We start from the raw sequence: 17,175 nt of genomic DNA, 5'->3' as shown, positions 1-17,175 counted from the left end.
CAGCGCGTCTAGCTGCCCAATCTCATACTTTCGGCTAGTCATTGCTCGCACTTTCAGGTAACGTGCACACCGCACCTGAAACGACATGACGCGGCGGCGAGGCCCGTGGTTGTGGTCCTGTCGACAGCGCATCGGATTCTCTCCGGTCGTCCTGGTCGACGGGCATACACGGAGAGGACCAGCCCATGCTCACGACTGTCGAACCCACGGTCGGCACCGCTGTCAGCCGACGGAACGCCGCCGGCACGGACGAACTGATCGTCGAGCTGGCCACCACCGCGGCCGACGACCCGCGCCGACCGGCCCTGCGGGACCGCGCCATCGAGGCGTGGTTGCCGCTCGCCCGTCATCTGGCCCGGCGCTACTCGGGTCGCGGCGCCCCCGACGAGGACCTGACGCAGACCGCGATGGTCGGCCTCATCAAGGCCGTCGACCACTTCGACGCGACCCGGGGCGTCGACTTCAGCGGGTACGCCATCCCGACCATCGTCGGCGAGATCAAGCGATACTTCCGGGATCGCACCTGGTCGGTGCGGGTGCCGCGCCGCCTTCAGGAACTCCGGCTCTCGATCAGCGCCGCCAACAGCACGCTGACGCACACCCTGGGCCGCTCGCCGACGGTTGCCGACATCGCGAGCTACCTCGACGTCTCCGAGGAGACCGTGCTGGAAGGGCTGGAGGGAGCCCGGGCGTACCGGGCGACCTCACTGTCCACACCCACCGGCATCGACGGAAGCATGGAACTCGGCGACACCCTCGGGGAGCGGGACCACGAGTTCGACCTCGTCGACCTCCGCGTCGCCCTCGGCCCGGCGCTCGCCACGCTGCCCGAACGCGAACGCCGGATCCTCAGCCTGCGGTTCCACGGCAACCTGACCCAGGCCCAGATCGCCGAGCAGATCGGCGTCTCCCAGATGCACGTCTCCCGGCTGATCACGCGATCGTTGGCCACGCTGCGCGGGCACCTCTCCGAGGACTTCGCCTGATTCCACCCGACCGCCGGGGCGGACCACCTCGACCCGCCCGGGCCAGGGGCGACCGGCCCGAGCGGCACCGCCCCTACGAGGCCGGCGCGTCGGCCAGGTCGGCGGGGTCGAGATTCAGGGTGGCGAGCAGCCCGGAGTGCTTGGCCGGGTCGACCCGCTCCGGCAGCTCACGCTCGACCCAGTCGGCCCTGGCCTGCTGACCCCGATCGCGTAGCGCGCTGACGATCCGGTGCCTGGCGATCCTCATCTGGTGCTCCCCTGGTTGAGCCGCCCGAATTACGGGTGGACGGCGGTGCGAAAGCGCGGGTGGGATGCCGAGCGCTGTGCGGTGAAATCCGAACGGCGGGGACGTGGCTGGCGACAACGGCCAGCACGCCGCGGCGACGGGTGAGGGCGATCGGTAATGCCCTGGCGGGCTGGTGGCGGCGACATCCTGCGGCCACCGGGGGCCCCGGGCGACATGCCCAGCCTACGCCCCGGCCAGTGCGGCTGCACGCGCACGGCATCCGGGCCCCCGGCACGCTGGCTGGTCAGGGCTCCAGCACGACCTTGCCCGGCCGGCTGCGGGCCTCGGCGAAGACCAGCGCGGCGGAGACCTCGGTGAGCGGGTAACGGGCGGCGATCTGCGGCACGATCACGCCCTGGCGGAGCAGGTCGAGCACGATGCCGAGGTCGGTACGCAGCCGACGCCGGAACGCGGCGGCGCGGGTGCGGCGGCCGGACCAGAAGTTGTAGAACCCGACCCGGTGACCGTTCGGCAGGGCGTTCCAGGTGTAGAGGCGGGCCAGCAGCTTCACGAAGACCCAGACGATCGAGCGTGCGGAGCCCAGGGCGGAGGCGTTGCCGTAGACGACCAGCTTGCCGCCGGGGGCGAGCAGCCGGTACGACGTGCGTACGCCCGGGCCGGCGACCGGGTCGAAGACGGCGTCGACGCCGCCGGGAGAAAGCGCGCGGACCCGCGCGGCCAGGTCGGGGTCGCGGTAGTCCAGCGGTTCGACGCCGAGTTCCCGCAGCGCCGTGTGGTGTCGCGGGGCGGCGGTGCCGATGACCCGCAGCCCGAGGTGGCGTCCGAGTTGAACGAGCACGGTCCCGACGCCGCCGTTCGCGCCGTGCACGAGGATCGTCTGACCGGCCCGCAGGCGGGCGCCGTGCAGCATCTGCCAGGCGGTCACCCCGTTGACGACTACGGTCTCGGCCGCGGCCGGGTCCAGGCCCGGCGGGACCGGGGTGAGGTCGTCGACGCTCACCACTGCGTGCGTGGTCCAGGCGCCGGTCTTGGTGACCGCTGCGACCCGGGTGCCGACCAGCGAGCCGTCGCCTCCCGGTCCCACCGCCCGGACGGTGCCGACGAGATCGTAGCCGGGCACGAACGGGAAGGCCGGCTGGCCGGGGTAGAGGTCGCGGCGCATGCTCTGCTCGGCGTACGAGATGCCGGTGGCCTCGACCTCGACGAGCGCCTGGCCCGCGGCGGGAACGGGCATGGCGCGTCGGTTGACCTGGAGCCCGTCCGGCTCCACCACGCCGGGCAGCACCACTTCGGTGATCATCTCGTCGGTTGTCATCGCGTTCTCCCTGTTTGTAAGTGTGCACTCACACACATGTTGGGTGGAAAAGTGGGCCGCCAGGAAGCGGCCCGGTGGTGCGGTCGTCGGGATCAGGGGTGGCGGATGCCTGCGGTCAGCGCACGAGCCCACGGCTCGGGCACCTGCTCCAGGCCGGCGGTCACGATCAGGTGGCAGAGCTGGCCGTACGCGAAGAACTGCTGGACCTGCGCGTCGCTGGCGCCGGACCGACTCCCCACGAAGGTGGCGACCCGCCGGTAGCCGGCGCGCACCGCCTCGGCGATCTCGGGGACGTCCGTGACGGCCTGCGCCTGCACCTGAAACAGCAGGAGATCACGGTCGGCGATCAGCTCGGCGTAGGCGTCGCCCATCGCCTCCAACACCTCCTGCGGCCCGGCGTCTCCGGCACGCTCCGCCCCGGCCTCCAGCGCCACGACGATCCGCTCGAAGCACGCCCCGGCGGCCGCCACGAACAGCCCGAGCTTTCCGGCGAAGAGCCGGAAGACGTACGCCTCGGAGATGCCGGCGGCGGCCGCCACGGCGGTGACCGGGGTGGCGTGGAAGCCGGTGCGCGCGAACGCCGACACGGCGGCGTTCAGAACGGTGGCCCGGCGGGCCTCAGCGGTGGATCGCATGTTTGTAAGTGTGCACTCACAAACAACTCTCGTCAAGCCCGCCGATCACGGCGCGATGCGCAGGGCCCGGATCTGGCTGTCCGGTGACTGGCTGTGTCACTACCAGGAACACCTACTTCTACGGCCCGGTGGTGGTGAACGAGCTGATCCGCGAGGCGCTGCACCCGTACCCCGAGGATCTGCACCTGGTCACCAAGGTCGGCGCGCGACGCGGCGCCGACCGTTCCTGGATCCCGGCGCTGGAGCCGGACGAGCTGAAGGCCCAGGTCCGGGACAACCTCCAACACCTCGGTCTGGACGTCCTCGACGTGGTCAACCTGCAGGTCGGTGTGGCGGAGGGCACCGGCGACGATCCCCTGTCCGAGCAGTTCGGCGCCCTCGCCGAGTTGCGGCAGGAGGGGCTGATCCGACACCTCGGGCTCAGCAACGTCACGCTCGACCAGCTCACCGAGGCCCAGGCCATCGCCCCGGTGGTCACGGTGCAGAACCTCTACAACCTCGCCAACCGGCAGGACGACGCCCTGGTGGACCGGTGCGCGGCGGAGAACATCGCGTTCGCGGCGTTCTTCCCGCTCGGCGGGTTCACGCCGTTGCAGTCCGACATCCTCAACGACGTGGCCAACCGGGTGGGCGCCTCGCCACAGCAGGTCGCCCTGGCCTGGCTGCTGCAGCGCTCCCCCACCACCGTGCTGATTCCGGGCACGTCGACGCTGGCACACCTGCGGGAGAACCTCGCCGCGGCCGACCTGAAGCTGCCGGCCGACGCGATCGCGGAACTCGACACCATCGGCGGGTGACGTCGGACGCGGACCGTCGTGCGGCGGTCCGCGTCACCCGCCCGCCTCGCTCAGGCCCGCCCCCGCCGCCCGGTCCAGATGAGTGAGGAATCGCCGCACCACCGGTGGTCGGCTCCGCCCAGCGACTGTCGCGGCGAAGATCCGCCGGACGGAGGCGTCGTCGGGGTGCAGGCGGAGCAGGGTCAGGTCGGATGGAGCGGCGCGTACGGCCAGGGCCGGCACCAGCGCGACGCCGAGACCGGCCGCGACACAGCCCAGCTTGCCGGTCCACTCGGCCGCGACAATGTCGATCCGCGGGCGAAAACCCGCCGGCAGGGTCGCTCGCAGCAGAGTCTCCTCGGCGGTCGCTGAGCCGGCGATGAACGACTCGTCGGCCAGGTCGCGCAGGCGGATGGTCCGCCGGTGGGCGAGCCGATGCGCCCGCGGTACGGCCACCAGAAGCGTCTCGTCGACGAGGTGGTGCAGGTCGAGCTGGTCGCGGTCGAGCGGCTGGTCCGACGCGGCGCTCACCACGGCGACGTCGGCTTCACCGTCGACCAGGCGCTCCAGCAGCTTCGGTGTGAGCCCTTCGACAAGCGACAGGGCCACCTCGGGATGGTCGGACTTGAAGCTGGCCAGAGCACGTGGCACAAGCGCGGCGACCGCCGTGGGGAACGCGCCGACCCGCAACCGCCCGGCGGACAGGTCGCGCAGCGCCGCCAGGTCCCGCCGGGCGGTGTCCAGCCGGTCGAGCACCGCCTCGGCGTGGCCGAGCAGGCAACGGCCCTGCTCGGTCAGGGCGACACCGCGCGGCAGCCGGTCCAGCAACGGCGACCCGGTCTCGGCTTCCAGCGCGGCGATCTGTCGGGACACCGCCGACTGGGTGTAGCGCAGGCTGCGGGCCGCAGCCGTGATGGAGCCGTGCTCGGCGACGGCACGAAAGACCTGGAGCGCGTTCAGCTGCATCGTGACATGCTCCCGCAGCATGGCAGCGATGCATAAGAGTCGTTGGTGGCATGGCTTCCCGTCCCCTAGCCTTGCCGACATGTTCGAGATCGCTCTGTTGGGTACGGGCACGATGGGCACCGCGATCGGCCGTCGACTGCTGGCCACCGGGCATCGGCTCACCGTCTGGAATCGCACGTCCAAACGCACGGTGCCGCTCGTCGATGCCGGAGCGCGAGCCGCCGGCAGCCCAGCCGAGGCGGTCCGCGACGCCGACGTGGTGATCACCATGCTGACCGACGCGGTCGCCGTTCGGCACACGTTGGTCGACTCGGGTGCGGCACTGGCGCTGCGGCCGGGCACCCCCGTGATCGAGATGTCCACCATCGGTCCCCGGGCCGTGGCCGAACTGGCCACGCTGCTGCCGGCGGGAGTACCACTGGTCGACGCCCCGGTCGCCGGCAGTGCCGGCGCTGCCGAGACGGGCCAGCTCGTGGTGTTGGCCGGCGGGGAGAAGACGATCGTCGACCGGGTCGCCCCGCTGCTGGAGACGCTGGGTACGGTCCGCCGCTGCGGCGACTCCGGTCGGGGCGCCGCGTTGAAGCTGGTGCTCAACACCGCGCTGATCACCGCGGTCACCGCGGTCGCGGACGCCCTCGCCGTCGCGGACGCCGTCGGCGTCGACCGACGTACCGCGATCGATGCACTTGGCACCGGGCCGCTCGGCGGCGCGGTCGCCCGGGCGACCACCACGGACGCCGCGTTCGCCGCCGCCCTGGCCGCCAAGGACGCCCGGCTCGCCCTCGACGTGCTCGGCGACGCGCCGGCGCCCCTGCTGCGCGCCGCCGCGTCGGCGTTGGCGGCCGCGCCCCATCCCGAGGGCGACATCGCCCGTCTCGCTGACAGCGCCGAACCCGAGGAGCAGAGGTGAACCTGACCCTGGACAATCCGACGACCGTCGCCGCGCCGTTCGGCGACCGGTTCGCGCACGTCGCCCGCCTCGACCTGCCAGGGGGCGCGTTGCTGATGCTCTCCGGTCAGGTTGGTGTGGACGACGCCGGCGCGGTGGTCGCACCCGGCGACGTGCGAACGCAGTCAGAACGGATCTTCGAGTTGATCGGAGCGCTGCTCGCGGCGCACGGCGCCACCTTCGCCGACGTGCTGCACGTCCGGACGTTCCTGACCGACCTCGGCGACCTGGCCGGCTATGCCGACGTCCGCAACCGCCACTTCGGGCAGACCAGGCCCGCCAGCACCACAGTCGAAGTGAGCCGGCTCTTTCTCGACGGCGCGGTGCTGGAGGTCGAGGTCACCGCGGCCGTGACCACGGGTTGACCGCGATCGGCTGATTTCAGTGGTGGTCGGCGCAGTCGGCGCTCCGGCCTCAGTGCTGGTGGGGGCGGCGCTGGCTTGCATTTGCAGAAGTCAGCAGTCCCCAGTGAATCACCTGGCTAGCTTCGGCGCAAGCCAGGTAGACTGGGCGGCATGGAGGACCTACGGGACAACCGCGAATCCTGGTCGATGGAGAACTGCTCCGTCGCACGGGCGATGGACATCGTGGGCAGCCGTTCGACGATCCTGATCATGCGCGAGGCACTGCTCGGCACGCGCCGTTTCGACGACTTCGTCCGCCGGGTCGGAATCGGCGAGCCCGCCATGGCGGCCCGCCTCAAGGAGATGGTCGCCGCCGGGCTGCTCGAACGGATCCCGTACCGGGAGCCGGGACAGCGCACCCGCCACGAGTACCACCTCACCCGCAAGGGTCACGAACTGCTGCCGGTCATCACCGCGCTGCGCAGCTGGGGCGACACCTGGAGCGCCGACGAAGCCGGCCCTGGCATCCTCGCCACCCACCACGACTGCGGCGAACCCGTCCGTGTGGTGCTCCGCTGCGCAGCCGGGCACGACATCGAGAGCGGCGACATCGACATCACCGCCGGGCCAGGGCTGATCCGCCGCGACTGACGCCCCCGGCCAGGCGACCGACACCTGGGGGCGCGTCGGGGGCCGGCCACGTGCCGGTCAGTCGACCCGCTGGGCCAGCACCTGCCCCGGCCAGGCTCCCGCGCGGAAGGTCTCGGTGCGGGTGAACCCGTGGCGTTCGTAGAAGGCCACCAACTCGCCGCCACCGCCCGCCCAGCAGTCGACCCGGAGCAACCGCACGCCGGCTCGCCGGGTTTCCTGCACGGCGTGCGCCAGCAGGGCCGACCCGAGGTGTCGACCGACGAATCGTCGGTCGGAGACCAGGAGCCGGACGTACCGCTCGGGCACTTCCGCGGGACTGACCGGTGTCTGCGGATGAGGCCCGGAATCCAACACCAGAGCGCCGGCTGGCGTTCCGTCCAGTTCCGCGATGTACGGAAGGTTCTCGGTCAGGTACCGATCGACCAGCTCGACCCCGCCGCGCTTCTCCGAGAACGGTGTCGTGCCCCACTGCTCGGTGTTGCCCCGCGCGTTCATCCAGGTCACCGCGGAGTCGAGCATGGTCAGTACGGCGGCTGCGTCAGCCGGGCCACCGCGTCTGATCCGTATGCCGCGAGTGGTGTCGTCCATGGCGGAACTGTAATCGTGGCGGTGGCCGCCGGCGGTCGCCGCCCGGGGCGACTGGGAGGGTCTGCCCGACCGGGCCGAGTTGGCGCTGCTCGACCACGGCCCCGGCGGTACGGTCCGCTGACGATCCTTTTAAGGAGCACCATGGAGCTGACCGAGCCGACCGTCTGGAGCACCGACCGGCTGGAGTTGGGTGAGGGCCTGCGCTGGGTCGACGACCGGCTGGTCCTGGTCGACCTGCTCGCCGGGCGACTGTTGGAGACCGACGGCGACGCCCCGACCCCGCTGCGGGAGCTGCGCCGCCTGGACGTGCCGCTCGGCGCGGTCGCCCCGGTGGTCGACCGACCGGGCGAATGGCTGGCCGCCGCCGGGACCGGCGTCACCCTGCTCCCCGTCACCGGCGATCCCCGACCGGTCGCCGAGCTGGTCGACGACGCGCCCGAGCCGACCCGGATGAACGACGCGGTCGCCGACCCGCACGGCCGCTTCTGGGCCGGCAGCATGACGTACGCGATGGCGCCGGGCGGCGGCACGTTGTTCCGCCTCGCCCCGGGCGCCGAGCCGGTCCCCGCGGTGACCGGGCTGACCATCCCGAACGGGCCGGCGTTCGACGCGACCGGCACCACCATGTACCTGGCCGACACGCCCCGCGGCGAGATCGACCGGTTCACCGTCGACCCCGCCACCGGCGCCCTGCGCGGGCGGGAGCCGTTCCTGCGGCTGTCCCCCGCCGACGGCGGCCCGGACGGCATGACGCTCGACGCGGCCGGCCACCTCTGGATCGCGCTGTGGGGCGGCTCCGCGGTACGCCGCTACCGGCCCGACGGCACCCTCGACCGGGAGATCCGACTGCCGGCCAGGCAGCCGGCCGGCATCTGCCTGGGCGGCCCCGACCTGCGGCGACTCTTCATCGGCACCGCCCGGGTGGGGCTGGACGCGGCGGGCCCGCAGGACGGCGCGCTGCTCGCGGTGGACGTCCCGGTGCCCGGTCTGCCCGCCGCGAGGGCCGGCGCACCAGTGAGCTGATCGGAGGCATGTCGGACGCCCGGGCGGGAACAACCGCACCCGAGTGCGGTGACAGCCGACCGGTGGGGAGCGAGCCGATGAGCACCGTGGGGTGGACGTCATGAACGGGCCGGTCGGCGACGAGCCGCTTGGCGAGCTGGAGCTGGTACACACGTTCACCGGGCCGATGCCGACCGGGGTGAGCGTCTCGCACCGGGGCCGGATCTTCGTCAACTTCCCCAAGTGGGGTGACGAGGTGCCCGCCACCGTCGTCGAGGTGCGCGACGGTCGGGAGGTGCCCTACCCCGACCAGGCGTGGAACGACCCGTCCGGCGACGACGACGCGGGCGCGTTCGTGTCGGTGCAGAGCATCGTGGTGGACCCGGTCGACCGGCTCTGGGTGCTGGACACCGGCAGCCCGATGTTCCAGCCCACGAAGCCGGGCGGCCCGAAGCTGGTCCGGGTCGACCTGGACACCGACACGGTCGCCCAGGTGATCACCTTTCCGGCGGACGTGGCGCTGCCGACGACGTACCTCAACGACATCCGTTTCGACCTGCGGCGGGGCGAGTCGGGGGTCGCCTACATCACCGACTCCGCGTTCGCCGGGCCGAACGGGATCATCGTGGTGGACCTGGCCAGTGGGGCCTCCTGGCGGCGGCTGCACGACCACCCGTCCACCAAGGCGGAGCCACTGACGTCGTTCCGTCCGGTGGTCGAGGGCCGGCCGTTCCTGGAACGGCCGGCCGACGGGCCGCCGAAGCCGGTGGGCATGGGCTCCGACGGCATCGCCATCTCCGCCGACGGCACCCGGCTCTACTACTGCCCGCTGGCGTCCCGACGCCTGCACAGCGTCTCAACCGAGGCGCTGGCCGACCCGTCGGCCACCCAGGAGGCGGTCGCCGCGACCGTGGTCGACGAGGGCGACAAGGGCACCGCGTCGGACGGGTTGGAGAGCGACGACGCCGGGCGGCTCTACCTCACCGCGTACGAGCACAACGCGGTGCTGCGTCGACTGCCGGACGGCGAGTACGAGACGCTGGTGCACGACCCGCGGCTGCTCTGGCCGGACACCATGTCGGTGGCCGCCGACGGGCACCTCTACGTGACCGCCAACCAACTGCACCGGCAGCCGCGGTACCAGCGGGGCCAGGACCTGCGACGAAAGCCGTACGCGCTGTTCCGTACCCGCATCGACGCCGGCCCGGTGCTGCTGCGCCGCGGGTAGGCATGCCCACCCGGGCGGCGGGTAGGCCGCGTCAGCTCGCCGGGAGGGTGCGGTCCAGCAGGTCGAACAGGGCTGCCCAGTGCCGCTCGGTGGCCTGCTCGTCGTACGCCGGGGTGTCGGCCATGGTGTAGCCGTGGTGCGCGCCCGCGTACACCTCGGAGCGGTAGCGCACCCCGGCGGCGTCGAGCGCCTTCTCCAGCGTGGCGATCTGCTCGGGCGTCATGGACTGGTCGGCGTCGGCGTGGCCGAAGTACACCTCGCCGATGATCGAGCCGACGCCCAGGTGTGGGCTGTCCGGCGCGTCGGTGACGATCCGCCCGCCGTGGAAGCTCGCCATCGCGGCGATCCGGTCCGGGTGCGCCTCGATGGCCCGGAGCGCGTTGGTGCCGCCCATGCAGTAGCCGGTGATGGCGACCGGGCCCGGCCGGACGTCGTCGCGGGCGGCCAGGTAGTCGAGGTACGCGGCGCTGTCCCGGCTGATCACGTCGGGGGTCAACGCGCCGACCAGCGGCATGATCTTCTCGAAGAGCGCGCCGCGCTGGTCGGCCTCACCGAGTCGGGACAGGTCGAACAGCGGCGCCCGGCCGGCCCGGTAGAACAGGTGCGGCGTCAGCACCAGGTAGCCGCGTTCGGCGATCCGCTCCGCCATCTCCACGAGGCGGGGCCGAGGCCCGAAGGCGTCCATGAACAGCAGCACCGCCGGGAACGGGCCGTCCCCGTCCGGGCGGGTGAGGCTTGCGTCCGCGATCCCATCGCCGGTCGGGATGTCCACCGTCGTCGTCTGCACCGAGCCTCCTCGTACGCCGATCTTGGTCCGTCTGGCACGTTACTCGCCGCGCCGGCGTGCCCGGCCGGCAGCCGCGTGAACGTGGCGTCAAGAAATGGCTGTGGCCCGTCGAAACGGCGTATCGACGGGGGCCCCGCCGTCCCGTGGTGGTGACGATGGGTCCATGAGTCCTTGGCGGATGACACGCTGGAAGCGCGGCGACCTGCCACCCGGCACCGACACAGCCAGCGAATCCGGCGAGCCCGCGAACAGAAGGGACGAGCCGGAGCGGCGGCACGAGGCGCTGGTCAGCGTCCGGCTCGGCCCGTCGGCGCCCGGCAGTCACCTGGTGGAGTACCTGCGGCACGAGCCGTGCGCCGTCGCGGCGTGGTGGATCGCCGCCGACGTCGACGCCGTGGTCCGCCTCTCCGCCGACAGCATCACCGTGCTGCACCGCGCCGTGGCCGATCTGCGCCTGCGTGCCGGAGTGGAGGTGGCCGAAGCCAACTACATCCTCCGCGCGCTCGACCTGACCACGCCGGCCGACCCGCGTACCGCGACGGACTCCCCGGCCTGGGTGGTGTCCGCCGCATGAGCCGCCCCACCGGTGCCCACCGGATCGTGGTGGGAGTCGACCGCTCGTTCGCCGGGATGCAGGCGCTGCGCCGGGCGACGCAGCTGGCCCGCCGCGACGGCGCGCAGCTGGACGCCGTCCGCGCGTGGGTCTTCGCGCCGACGTGGCGGCCCGGCACCCTGACCTGGCGCTGGCAGGACGAGTGCGACCGGGCGGCGCTGGTCTACCTGCGCGGCGTCTTCGACGCGGCACTCGGTGGCATGCCCCGGGATGTGACCGTGCGACTGGTGGCGACCCAGGGGTACGCCGGGCAGGTGCTTGTCGACCACGCGCACCGGGAGTCCGATCTGCTGGTCGGCGGCAGCCCGGTTCGGCCGGTCCCGTGGCCACGTCACCCGGTACTGCGTGACGCGTGCGGCCGTGCCGGTCGTCGCGGTGCCCGCCCCGAGCTGGGCGCGGGCCGCGACGATCCGCCGCTTCGCCCGCGACCTCGAACGATTCAGTCGATGACCGATGCCGTGGCGGCACCGCCGGTGACCGCCGCTTCCGCGACACATGTGAAAGGACCGACCCGACCATGGACGAGGCCCCGATAATCTTCGCCGTTCCGGTGCACGACCTGCCGGGACGGCTGGTGCGGACGGTGCGGACCGGCCGTTCGCCGCAGGGGCAACGGGTGGGCATCGCCTTCACCCGGCCGGAGCTGCTGGTCGCCGCGATGGGTGCGGATCAGCCATGGGAAGAGCTGTGCGAACCCGCACTGCGCGGCATGCTGCGCCCGCTCGGCATCGACCGGATCCAGGTCGACCCGCTGCTGGTGGCGCCGCCGCACGACCCGAGCAGCGGCGACCGGGCCGCGCCGACCGTGCCGGCCCGCGCGGTGTCGAATCTGTATCCCCGGCCGATCCGGACCGATCAGCTTGGGCACACCGACATGTGGCTCTCAGGGACTCGAACGCCTCGCCCTGCCGAACGCATTTGCTTAATCAACTCAAATGCCGCCGGACACCCGATCTCACCCTGCGAGTGACACTCCTCCAAGACCCTTCGGGTGTCGATTGCCGTTATGCCGCGACGGATTGCGAAGTCGAATGCAAACTGGTCGTCAGTTATCAGAATCCCCGAAACGTCGGCATAGCCTAATTGGTATATCAGCTCGGCTTCGCCGAGATGTTGCATCGGTTCGCCGGGCTGCCCACCCAAACCTCTCCTTATGTTGTCAATCTCCCTTAAGGAACTGACCGACCCGCCAATTTCTACAGGTTCACCGAGCCAGCTCGCATCTAGGACGCGCTGCAGATAGGGGCTTCCCGACACGCCGCGCTGAATCTCGAATTTAACGGTTTCGGTCCAACTGGCCCGATAGCCGTACCTTTCCTCGAGTAGGTCGAGGCGGTCAACGGCAGCGAAGTTTGATAATGAACATGCATCGAACCAGGCTCGGCCAAGCTAAACGCTCACAGGGCCGGCTCCATCGAATCTAAACTCTCCGCCCGCCTGACATTGCTAGGGGGCATGAGCTCTTCTAGCAACTGATGGGGAGAGACGCGGAGGAGACTAGCTAGCGGCCGGACACTAATCTTGCCCTGCACGTACCCTTGAATCGCCCGATACAATAGATTTCCCGGTGCCCTCCGGTCCCCTCGCGCCTGAAGATCGCTAGTTCGGCCACTTCGTAGGGCAATGCGCCCGGAAGACATACGCCTCATCCTGTCACGACCCTCGGCGTTAACGATGCCGATGTTGTGCAGGCGAAATGCCAGGGCGTCTAAGCTAACCCCGTAAGTGCCGAGCAGCTCCGCCACGGCACCTTCATCTATTAGAGCCCGCGGAACCTCCGCCCGAAGAGCCCGAGCAGGCATTAAGAACGAAGCAGCGAAAGAATTGGCACGCTCCTCATCAGGAAGCCTTCTTCCGAGCACGCTTTCATCGATTCGCAGATCCTGCGAATCGCCAGCGATCAAGTGACCCACCTCATGCGCCAATGTAAATCGCTGGCGAGTGCCAGAGATGCCACTGCTCACGAGAGCCAGGCAAAACCCATCAGTGGAGACGCTTAGACCGTCAAGACCAGCAGGCAAGGGCTCGAAGGCTACATCAATTCCAAGCGTTCGCTCAAGCAGATCAGCGAATTTTGCAAGGTCATACGGAAGATGGTCGTCGTCGCACCCCATTTCGCGGCGGACTCTAATCGCAAGTTCCTCGCCCTGCTGGTGAGGACTTCCAGCTAAGTCGCCGAATGAGGGCAGCGCAACAGCGGACGGGAAGCCGACATCCGATAACAGGCGGTCCAATTCAAGAATTTCGTCCGTGCGCTCGAGGGCCGACTGGAGAGCCGGACTCGTTGCCGGTTGCGCCCTCGCGGCCAGCAGCTCGGGAGCTCGTTGCTCCTCTTCCTCCGCGAGCAGCGACTGGACGGTAACGCCCAGCTTTTCGGCTATTAGCGCCACTTCCAAAGACTTGAAGTTGCGCTGACATGTGAGGGCGCGTGATAACGCCGAGGGATCTAGGCCGACGGACTCAGCAAGCTTCTGCTGACTGAGTCCGGCCCGCTGCATCCCAGCTCGAATGCGGGTGGCAAGGGTCTCACGGCTGGCTGGCATGCCAACAGCCTAATGAGATCTTGCGAAAATCGCAAGGATACAGGCCAGGCATTGCGGACACAAGGGGCGGGCTTCCGAGACCGTTGCAGTGGTGTCCGAGATCATAAAATCATCGCTAGCGCGGTACAGACAGCTCAGGCGCATCGAGGGGTGGCGCGGCCCCTTGAGTTCCGTAGCTTCGCCAGTGCTGATGTCTCCGAGTAATGCCGCACCTAGGTAAGCAAAGCCTTGGCAGAACAGGGCGCGACAGCGCTGGTGGTCACGGCCGGTAGCGGTAGCCCATCCCCGGCTCGGTGATGAGGTGGCGGGGCCGAGCGGGGTCGTCCTCCAGCTTGCGTCGCAGCTGGGCCAGGTACTGCCGCAGGTAGTTGGTCTCGTTCTGGTATTCCGGCCCCCACACGTCCTGGAGGAGCTGGCGCTGGCTGACCAGTTTGCCGGGGTGGCGCAGCAGCTTCTCCAGCACGCTCCACTGCGTCGGGGTCAGCTTGACCTCGGTGTCGTCGTCGCGCCACACGCGGTGGTCGGCCAGGTCGACGGTGTGCCGGCCGATCCGCAGCGCCGGCACGGCCTCGCTGGGCGCGCCGAGCCGCCGGGTCACCGCGCGGATGCGGGCCAGCAGCTCCTCCACCCCGAAGGGCTTGGTGACGTAGTCGTCCGCGCCCGCGTCGAGCGCGGCGACCTTGTCCTCGCTGCCGGCCCGGCCGGAGAGCACGATGATCGGCACGGCGGTCCAGCCGCGCAGGCCGCGGATCACCTCGACGCCGTCGATGTCGGGCAGGCCGAGGTCGAGGACCACGAGGTCGGGTGGGTGGCTGGCGGCGGCCTTCAACGCGGCGGCCCCGGTCGCGGCGACGTCCACGTCGTACCGGCGGGCACGCAGGTTGATCCGCAGGGCCCGCAGGATCTGCGGTTCGTCGTCGACGACCAGGATGCGCGTCATTCCGGCGGCTCCTCCGAGCTGCTTTGCGCGGCGGCGGGCAGCCGCAGCACCATGGTGAGCCCACCGCCGGGCGTGGTCTCGGGGGTGATGCTGCCACCCATCGCCTCGGCCAGGCCCCGGGACAGGGCGAGCCCGAGGCCGACGCCGGTCTGGTTGTCCCGGTCGCCGAGGCGTTGGAACGGCAGGAAGACGTGCTCCCACTGGTCCTCCGGGATGCCCGGCCCCCGGTCGATGACCCGCAGCTCCACCTGGCCGGCGTGCGCGCTCGCGGTGACGGTGGGCGGCTGGTCGGGCGGGCTGTAGCGCAGCGCGTTGGCGATGACGTTGACGAGCACCCGTTCCAGCAGGCCCGGGTCGGCGGTGGCCGCGGGCAGGTCGGCCGGGATGTCCGTGGCGACAGTCGCGGCCGCCGGGCCAAGTTCGTCCAACGCGAGGGGTACGGCGTCCTCCAGGCCGATCGCGGTGGCGGAGATGCCCAGCACGCCGGCCTGGAGGCGGCTCATGTCCAGCAGGTTGCCGACCAGCCGGGCGAGCCGGTCCAGCGACTCCTCCGCAGTCTCCAGCAGCTCCTCGCGGTCGGCCTCGTCGAACTCGATGTCGTGGCTGCGCAGGCTGGTCACGGCCGCCTTCGCCGAGGCCAGCGGCGTACGCAGGTCGTGGCTGACCGCGGCGAGCAGCGCGGTGCGCATCCGGTCGGCGGCGGCGAGCGGCCGGGCGGTGGCGGCCTCCTCTGCGAGCCGTTCCTGGCGCAGCGCGACGGCGGCCTGGGCGGCGAACGCCTCGACGATCCGCCGGTCGGCGGCCTCCAGGCGCCGGCCGCTGAGCACGACGGTGATCCGGTCGTCGACGGGTACTGCCGTCTCGCCGGCGTCGGGCGTGCAGGCGGGCTGGTCGCCGACGCTGGCGACGACGCACCAGGCGAGCTCCTCGCGGGACCGGTCGGGGCGGCCGCTCGCCTCCTCGGCCAGCTCCAGCACGCTCACCGCGCGCAGCCCGAAGGTCTCCCGGAGCTGGTCCAGCAGGGCGGGCAGGGGGCGCTCGCCGCGCAGCACGCCACCGGCGACGGCGGCGAGGGTCTGCGCGTCGGCGGCAGCCCGCGCGGCCTCCCGCGTACGCCGGGCGGCCACGTCGACGATCCAGCTCACGGCAAGCGCCACACCGACGAAGACGGCCAGGGCGAGCAGGTTGTCGGCCTCGGCGATGGTCAGCGTGCGGTACGGCGGGGTGAAGAACCAGTTGAGCAGCAGCGACCCACCGAGCGCGGCGATCAGCGCCGGCCACACCCCGCCGACCAGCGCGACCCCGACGACCCCGGCGAGGAACAGCGGAATGTCGTTGGTCAGCGTCAGGTCGGGCAGGGCCTCAAGCAGCAGGGTGAGCAGCGGCATGCCGAGCACGGCCAGGCCGAAGCCGAGCAGCCGGCGGCGGCGGGACAGCGCCGCAGGCACGGCCGCCGCCCGACGGCCCTTGCCGGCCTGCTTGTGGGTGACCAGGTGCACGTCGATCGAGCCGGAGAGCGCGGTGGTGGTCAGCCCGACGCCCCGGGCGAAGATCTGCGCGAGGCGGCCCCGCCGGCTGGCCCCGAGGACCAGCTGGGTGGCGTTCACGCCCTGGGCGAAGTCGAGCAGCGCGGCCGGCACGTCGGTGCCGAGCACCTGGTGGTACGTGCCGCCGAGGCTCTCGACGAGCACCCGCTGGCGGGCCAGCTGGGCCGGATCGGCGCCGGCCAGACCGTCGCTGCGGGCCACGTGCACGGCGAGCAGGTCGGCGCCCTTGCTGCGAGCCGCGACCCGGGCCGCCCGGCGGATCAGCGTCTCGCCCTCCGGGCCGCCGGTCAGCGCCACCACGACGCGTTCGCGGGCCTCCCAGGTGGCGGCGATGCCCTGCTGGCTGCGGTAGCGGTCGAGCTGCTCGTCGACCTTGTCGGCCAGCCAGAGCAGCGCCAGCTCGCGCAGCGCGGTGAGGTTGCCGACCCGGAAGTAGTTGCCGAGCGCCGCGTCGATCTTGTCGGGGCGGTAGATGTTGCCGTGCGCCATCCGGCGGCGCAGCGCCTCCGGGGTCATGTCGACCAGTTCGACCTGCTCGGCGGCGCGGACGATCTCGTCGGGCACGGTCTCCCGCTGGGTGGTGCCGGTGATCTGCGCGACGACGTCGTTCACCGATTCCAGGTGCTGCACGTTCACCGTGGACAGCACGTCGATCCCCGCGTCGAGCAGCTCCTGGACGTCCTGCCAGCGCTTGCCGTGCCGGGAACCGGGCACGTTGGTGTGCGCCAGCTCGTCGACCACCGCGATCTCCGGCCGGCGGGCCAGCACGGCGTCCACGTCCATCTCGGTGAACTCGGCGCCCCGGTAGGTCATCGCGCCGCGGGGCACCTGCTCCAGGTCGCCGAGCATCGCGGCGGTGTGCGGGCGGCCGTGGGTCTCCACGAAACCGATCACCACGTCGGAGCCCCGCGCGGCCCGCCGCTGGGCCTCCTCCAACATGGCGTACGTCTTGCCGACGCCGGGAGCGGCCCCCAGATAGATGCGTAGTTCTCCGCGTGGCACGAGAACCATCCTCCCTGGTCAAAGTCGCGGGCGGAGCCGTGCCCGATCGGCACGGC

The 17,175-nt window shown here is 71.2% G+C and carries 19 protein-coding genes; 10 read left to right on the top strand and 9 right to left on the bottom strand.

The annotated features are described in order from the left end of the window. The first annotated feature begins 185 nt into the window (after positions 1 to 185). On the top strand, positions 186 to 986 hold the full coding sequence (locus ABZT87_RS08780; protein WP_354855592.1) for an RNA polymerase sigma factor SigF: 801 nt from the start codon (positions 186 to 188) through the stop codon (positions 984 to 986). Positions 987 to 1,059: 73 nt separating this feature from the next. On the opposite strand, the gene ABZT87_RS08775 is transcribed toward ABZT87_RS08780, so the two are convergent. From ABZT87_RS08775 to ABZT87_RS08765, 3 genes are all read right to left on the bottom strand, one after another. Next, positions 1,060 to 1,233: a hypothetical protein gene (locus tag ABZT87_RS08775; RefSeq protein ID WP_354855591.1), complete on the bottom strand. Its 174-nt coding sequence runs from the start codon at positions 1,231 to 1,233 to the stop codon at positions 1,060 to 1,062. Positions 1,234 to 1,516: 283 nt separating this feature from the next. Then, on the bottom strand, positions 1,517 to 2,548 hold the full coding sequence (locus ABZT87_RS08770; RefSeq protein ID WP_354855590.1) for a medium chain dehydrogenase/reductase family protein: 1,032 nt from the start codon (positions 2,546 to 2,548) through the stop codon (positions 1,517 to 1,519). Positions 2,549 to 2,640: 92 nt separating this feature from the next. Continuing rightward, a complete protein-coding gene (locus tag ABZT87_RS08765) occupies positions 2,641 to 3,183 on the bottom strand; it encodes a TetR/AcrR family transcriptional regulator (RefSeq protein ID WP_355134540.1) in 543 nt (180 codons plus the stop codon). A gap of 83 nt (positions 3,184 to 3,266) precedes the next feature. Here ABZT87_RS08765 and ABZT87_RS08760 point away from each other — a divergent pair, with 83 nt between their 5' ends. Then, positions 3,267 to 3,980: an oxidoreductase gene (locus ABZT87_RS08760; protein WP_355134538.1), complete on the top strand. Its 714-nt coding sequence runs from the start codon at positions 3,267 to 3,269 to the stop codon at positions 3,978 to 3,980. Between the two features lie 33 nt (positions 3,981 to 4,013). Here ABZT87_RS08760 and ABZT87_RS08755 read toward each other — a convergent pair whose 3' ends face one another. Next, positions 4,014 to 4,925: a LysR substrate-binding domain-containing protein gene (locus tag ABZT87_RS08755; protein ID WP_355134536.1), complete on the bottom strand. Its 912-nt coding sequence runs from the start codon at positions 4,923 to 4,925 to the stop codon at positions 4,014 to 4,016. Here ABZT87_RS08755 and ABZT87_RS08750 point away from each other — a divergent pair. The 3 genes from ABZT87_RS08750 (at position 4,873) to ABZT87_RS08740 (ending at position 6,869) form a co-directional block, all read left to right on the top strand. Continuing rightward, the gene (locus ABZT87_RS08750) at positions 4,873 to 5,835 is read left to right on the top strand and encodes an NAD(P)-dependent oxidoreductase (protein WP_355134534.1); all 963 of its coding nucleotides are present in this window, start codon (positions 4,873 to 4,875) and stop codon (positions 5,833 to 5,835) included. The genes ABZT87_RS08755 and ABZT87_RS08750 overlap by 53 nt on opposite strands. Next, the gene (locus tag ABZT87_RS08745) at positions 5,832 to 6,239 is read left to right on the top strand and encodes a RidA family protein (protein WP_354855585.1); all 408 of its coding nucleotides are present in this window, start codon (positions 5,832 to 5,834) and stop codon (positions 6,237 to 6,239) included. The genes ABZT87_RS08750 and ABZT87_RS08745 overlap by 4 nt, the downstream gene beginning before the upstream one ends. Before the next feature lie 150 nt (positions 6,240 to 6,389). Next, entirely contained in the window at positions 6,390 to 6,869 is a 480-nt protein-coding gene (locus tag ABZT87_RS08740; protein WP_355134532.1) for a helix-turn-helix domain-containing protein, read from the top strand. Positions 6,870 to 6,926: 57 nt separating this feature from the next. Here the strand turns inward: ABZT87_RS08740 and ABZT87_RS08735 are convergent, their stop codons facing one another. Beyond that, the gene (locus ABZT87_RS08735) at positions 6,927 to 7,457 is read right to left on the bottom strand and encodes a GNAT family N-acetyltransferase (protein ID WP_355134530.1); all 531 of its coding nucleotides are present in this window, start codon (positions 7,455 to 7,457) and stop codon (positions 6,927 to 6,929) included. A gap of 141 nt (positions 7,458 to 7,598) precedes the next feature. Between ABZT87_RS08735 and ABZT87_RS08730 the strand changes: the two genes are divergently transcribed. After that, positions 7,599 to 8,480, top strand: coding sequence for an SMP-30/gluconolactonase/LRE family protein (locus ABZT87_RS08730; RefSeq protein ID WP_355134528.1), 882 nt, complete (start codon positions 7,599 to 7,601; stop codon positions 8,478 to 8,480). A gap of 100 nt (positions 8,481 to 8,580) precedes the next feature. Continuing rightward, entirely contained in the window at positions 8,581 to 9,687 is a 1,107-nt protein-coding gene (locus tag ABZT87_RS08725; protein ID WP_355134526.1) for an L-dopachrome tautomerase-related protein, read from the top strand. A gap of 31 nt (positions 9,688 to 9,718) precedes the next feature. Here the strand turns inward: ABZT87_RS08725 and ABZT87_RS08720 are convergent, their stop codons facing one another. Continuing rightward, complete coding sequence (locus ABZT87_RS08720) at positions 9,719 to 10,474, bottom strand: dienelactone hydrolase family protein (protein WP_355134524.1); 756 nt, start codon at positions 10,472 to 10,474, stop codon at positions 9,719 to 9,721. Positions 10,475 to 10,637: 163 nt separating this feature from the next. On the opposite strand from ABZT87_RS08720, the gene ABZT87_RS08715 reads away from it, so the two are divergent. Genes ABZT87_RS08715 through ABZT87_RS08705 form a run of 3 tightly spaced genes read left to right on the top strand, consistent with a single transcriptional unit; the run spans position 10,638 to position 12,057 of the window. Then, a complete protein-coding gene (locus ABZT87_RS08715) occupies positions 10,638 to 11,048 on the top strand; it encodes a hypothetical protein (protein WP_355134522.1) in 411 nt (136 codons plus the stop codon). Beyond that, positions 11,045 to 11,623: a universal stress protein gene (locus ABZT87_RS08710; RefSeq protein ID WP_355134520.1), complete on the top strand. Its 579-nt coding sequence runs from the start codon at positions 11,045 to 11,047 to the stop codon at positions 11,621 to 11,623. The genes ABZT87_RS08715 and ABZT87_RS08710 overlap by 4 nt, the downstream gene beginning before the upstream one ends. Continuing rightward, positions 11,605 to 12,057 carry an SAV_915 family protein gene (locus ABZT87_RS08705; protein WP_355134518.1) on the top strand — a complete coding sequence of 151 codons (453 nt, stop codon included), beginning with the start codon at positions 11,605 to 11,607 and terminating at the stop codon, positions 12,055 to 12,057. The genes ABZT87_RS08710 and ABZT87_RS08705 overlap by 19 nt, the downstream gene beginning before the upstream one ends. Positions 12,058 to 12,484: 427 nt before the next feature. Here the strand turns inward: ABZT87_RS08705 and ABZT87_RS08700 are convergent, their stop codons facing one another. From ABZT87_RS08700 to ABZT87_RS08690, 3 genes are all read right to left on the bottom strand, one after another. Further along, positions 12,485 to 13,630, bottom strand: a complete 1,146-nt coding sequence (locus ABZT87_RS08700; protein WP_355134516.1) for an XRE family transcriptional regulator — start codon at positions 13,628 to 13,630, stop codon at positions 12,485 to 12,487. A 259-nt stretch (positions 13,631 to 13,889) separates the two neighbouring features. Then, positions 13,890 to 14,570: a response regulator gene (locus tag ABZT87_RS08695; protein WP_354855575.1), complete on the bottom strand. Its 681-nt coding sequence runs from the start codon at positions 14,568 to 14,570 to the stop codon at positions 13,890 to 13,892. Beyond that, positions 14,567 to 17,119: a DUF4118 domain-containing protein gene (locus ABZT87_RS08690; protein ID WP_355134514.1), complete on the bottom strand. Its 2,553-nt coding sequence runs from the start codon at positions 17,117 to 17,119 to the stop codon at positions 14,567 to 14,569. Before ABZT87_RS08690 ends, ABZT87_RS08695 begins: the two co-directional genes overlap by 4 nt. Between the last annotated feature and the right edge of the window lie 56 nt (positions 17,120 to 17,175).

The organism is Micromonospora sp. NPDC005237, assembly GCF_040607775.1.
Classification (GTDB): domain Bacteria; phylum Actinomycetota; class Actinomycetes; order Mycobacteriales; family Micromonosporaceae; genus Micromonospora.
This window is presented reverse-complemented; position numbering and strand designations above follow the sequence as displayed.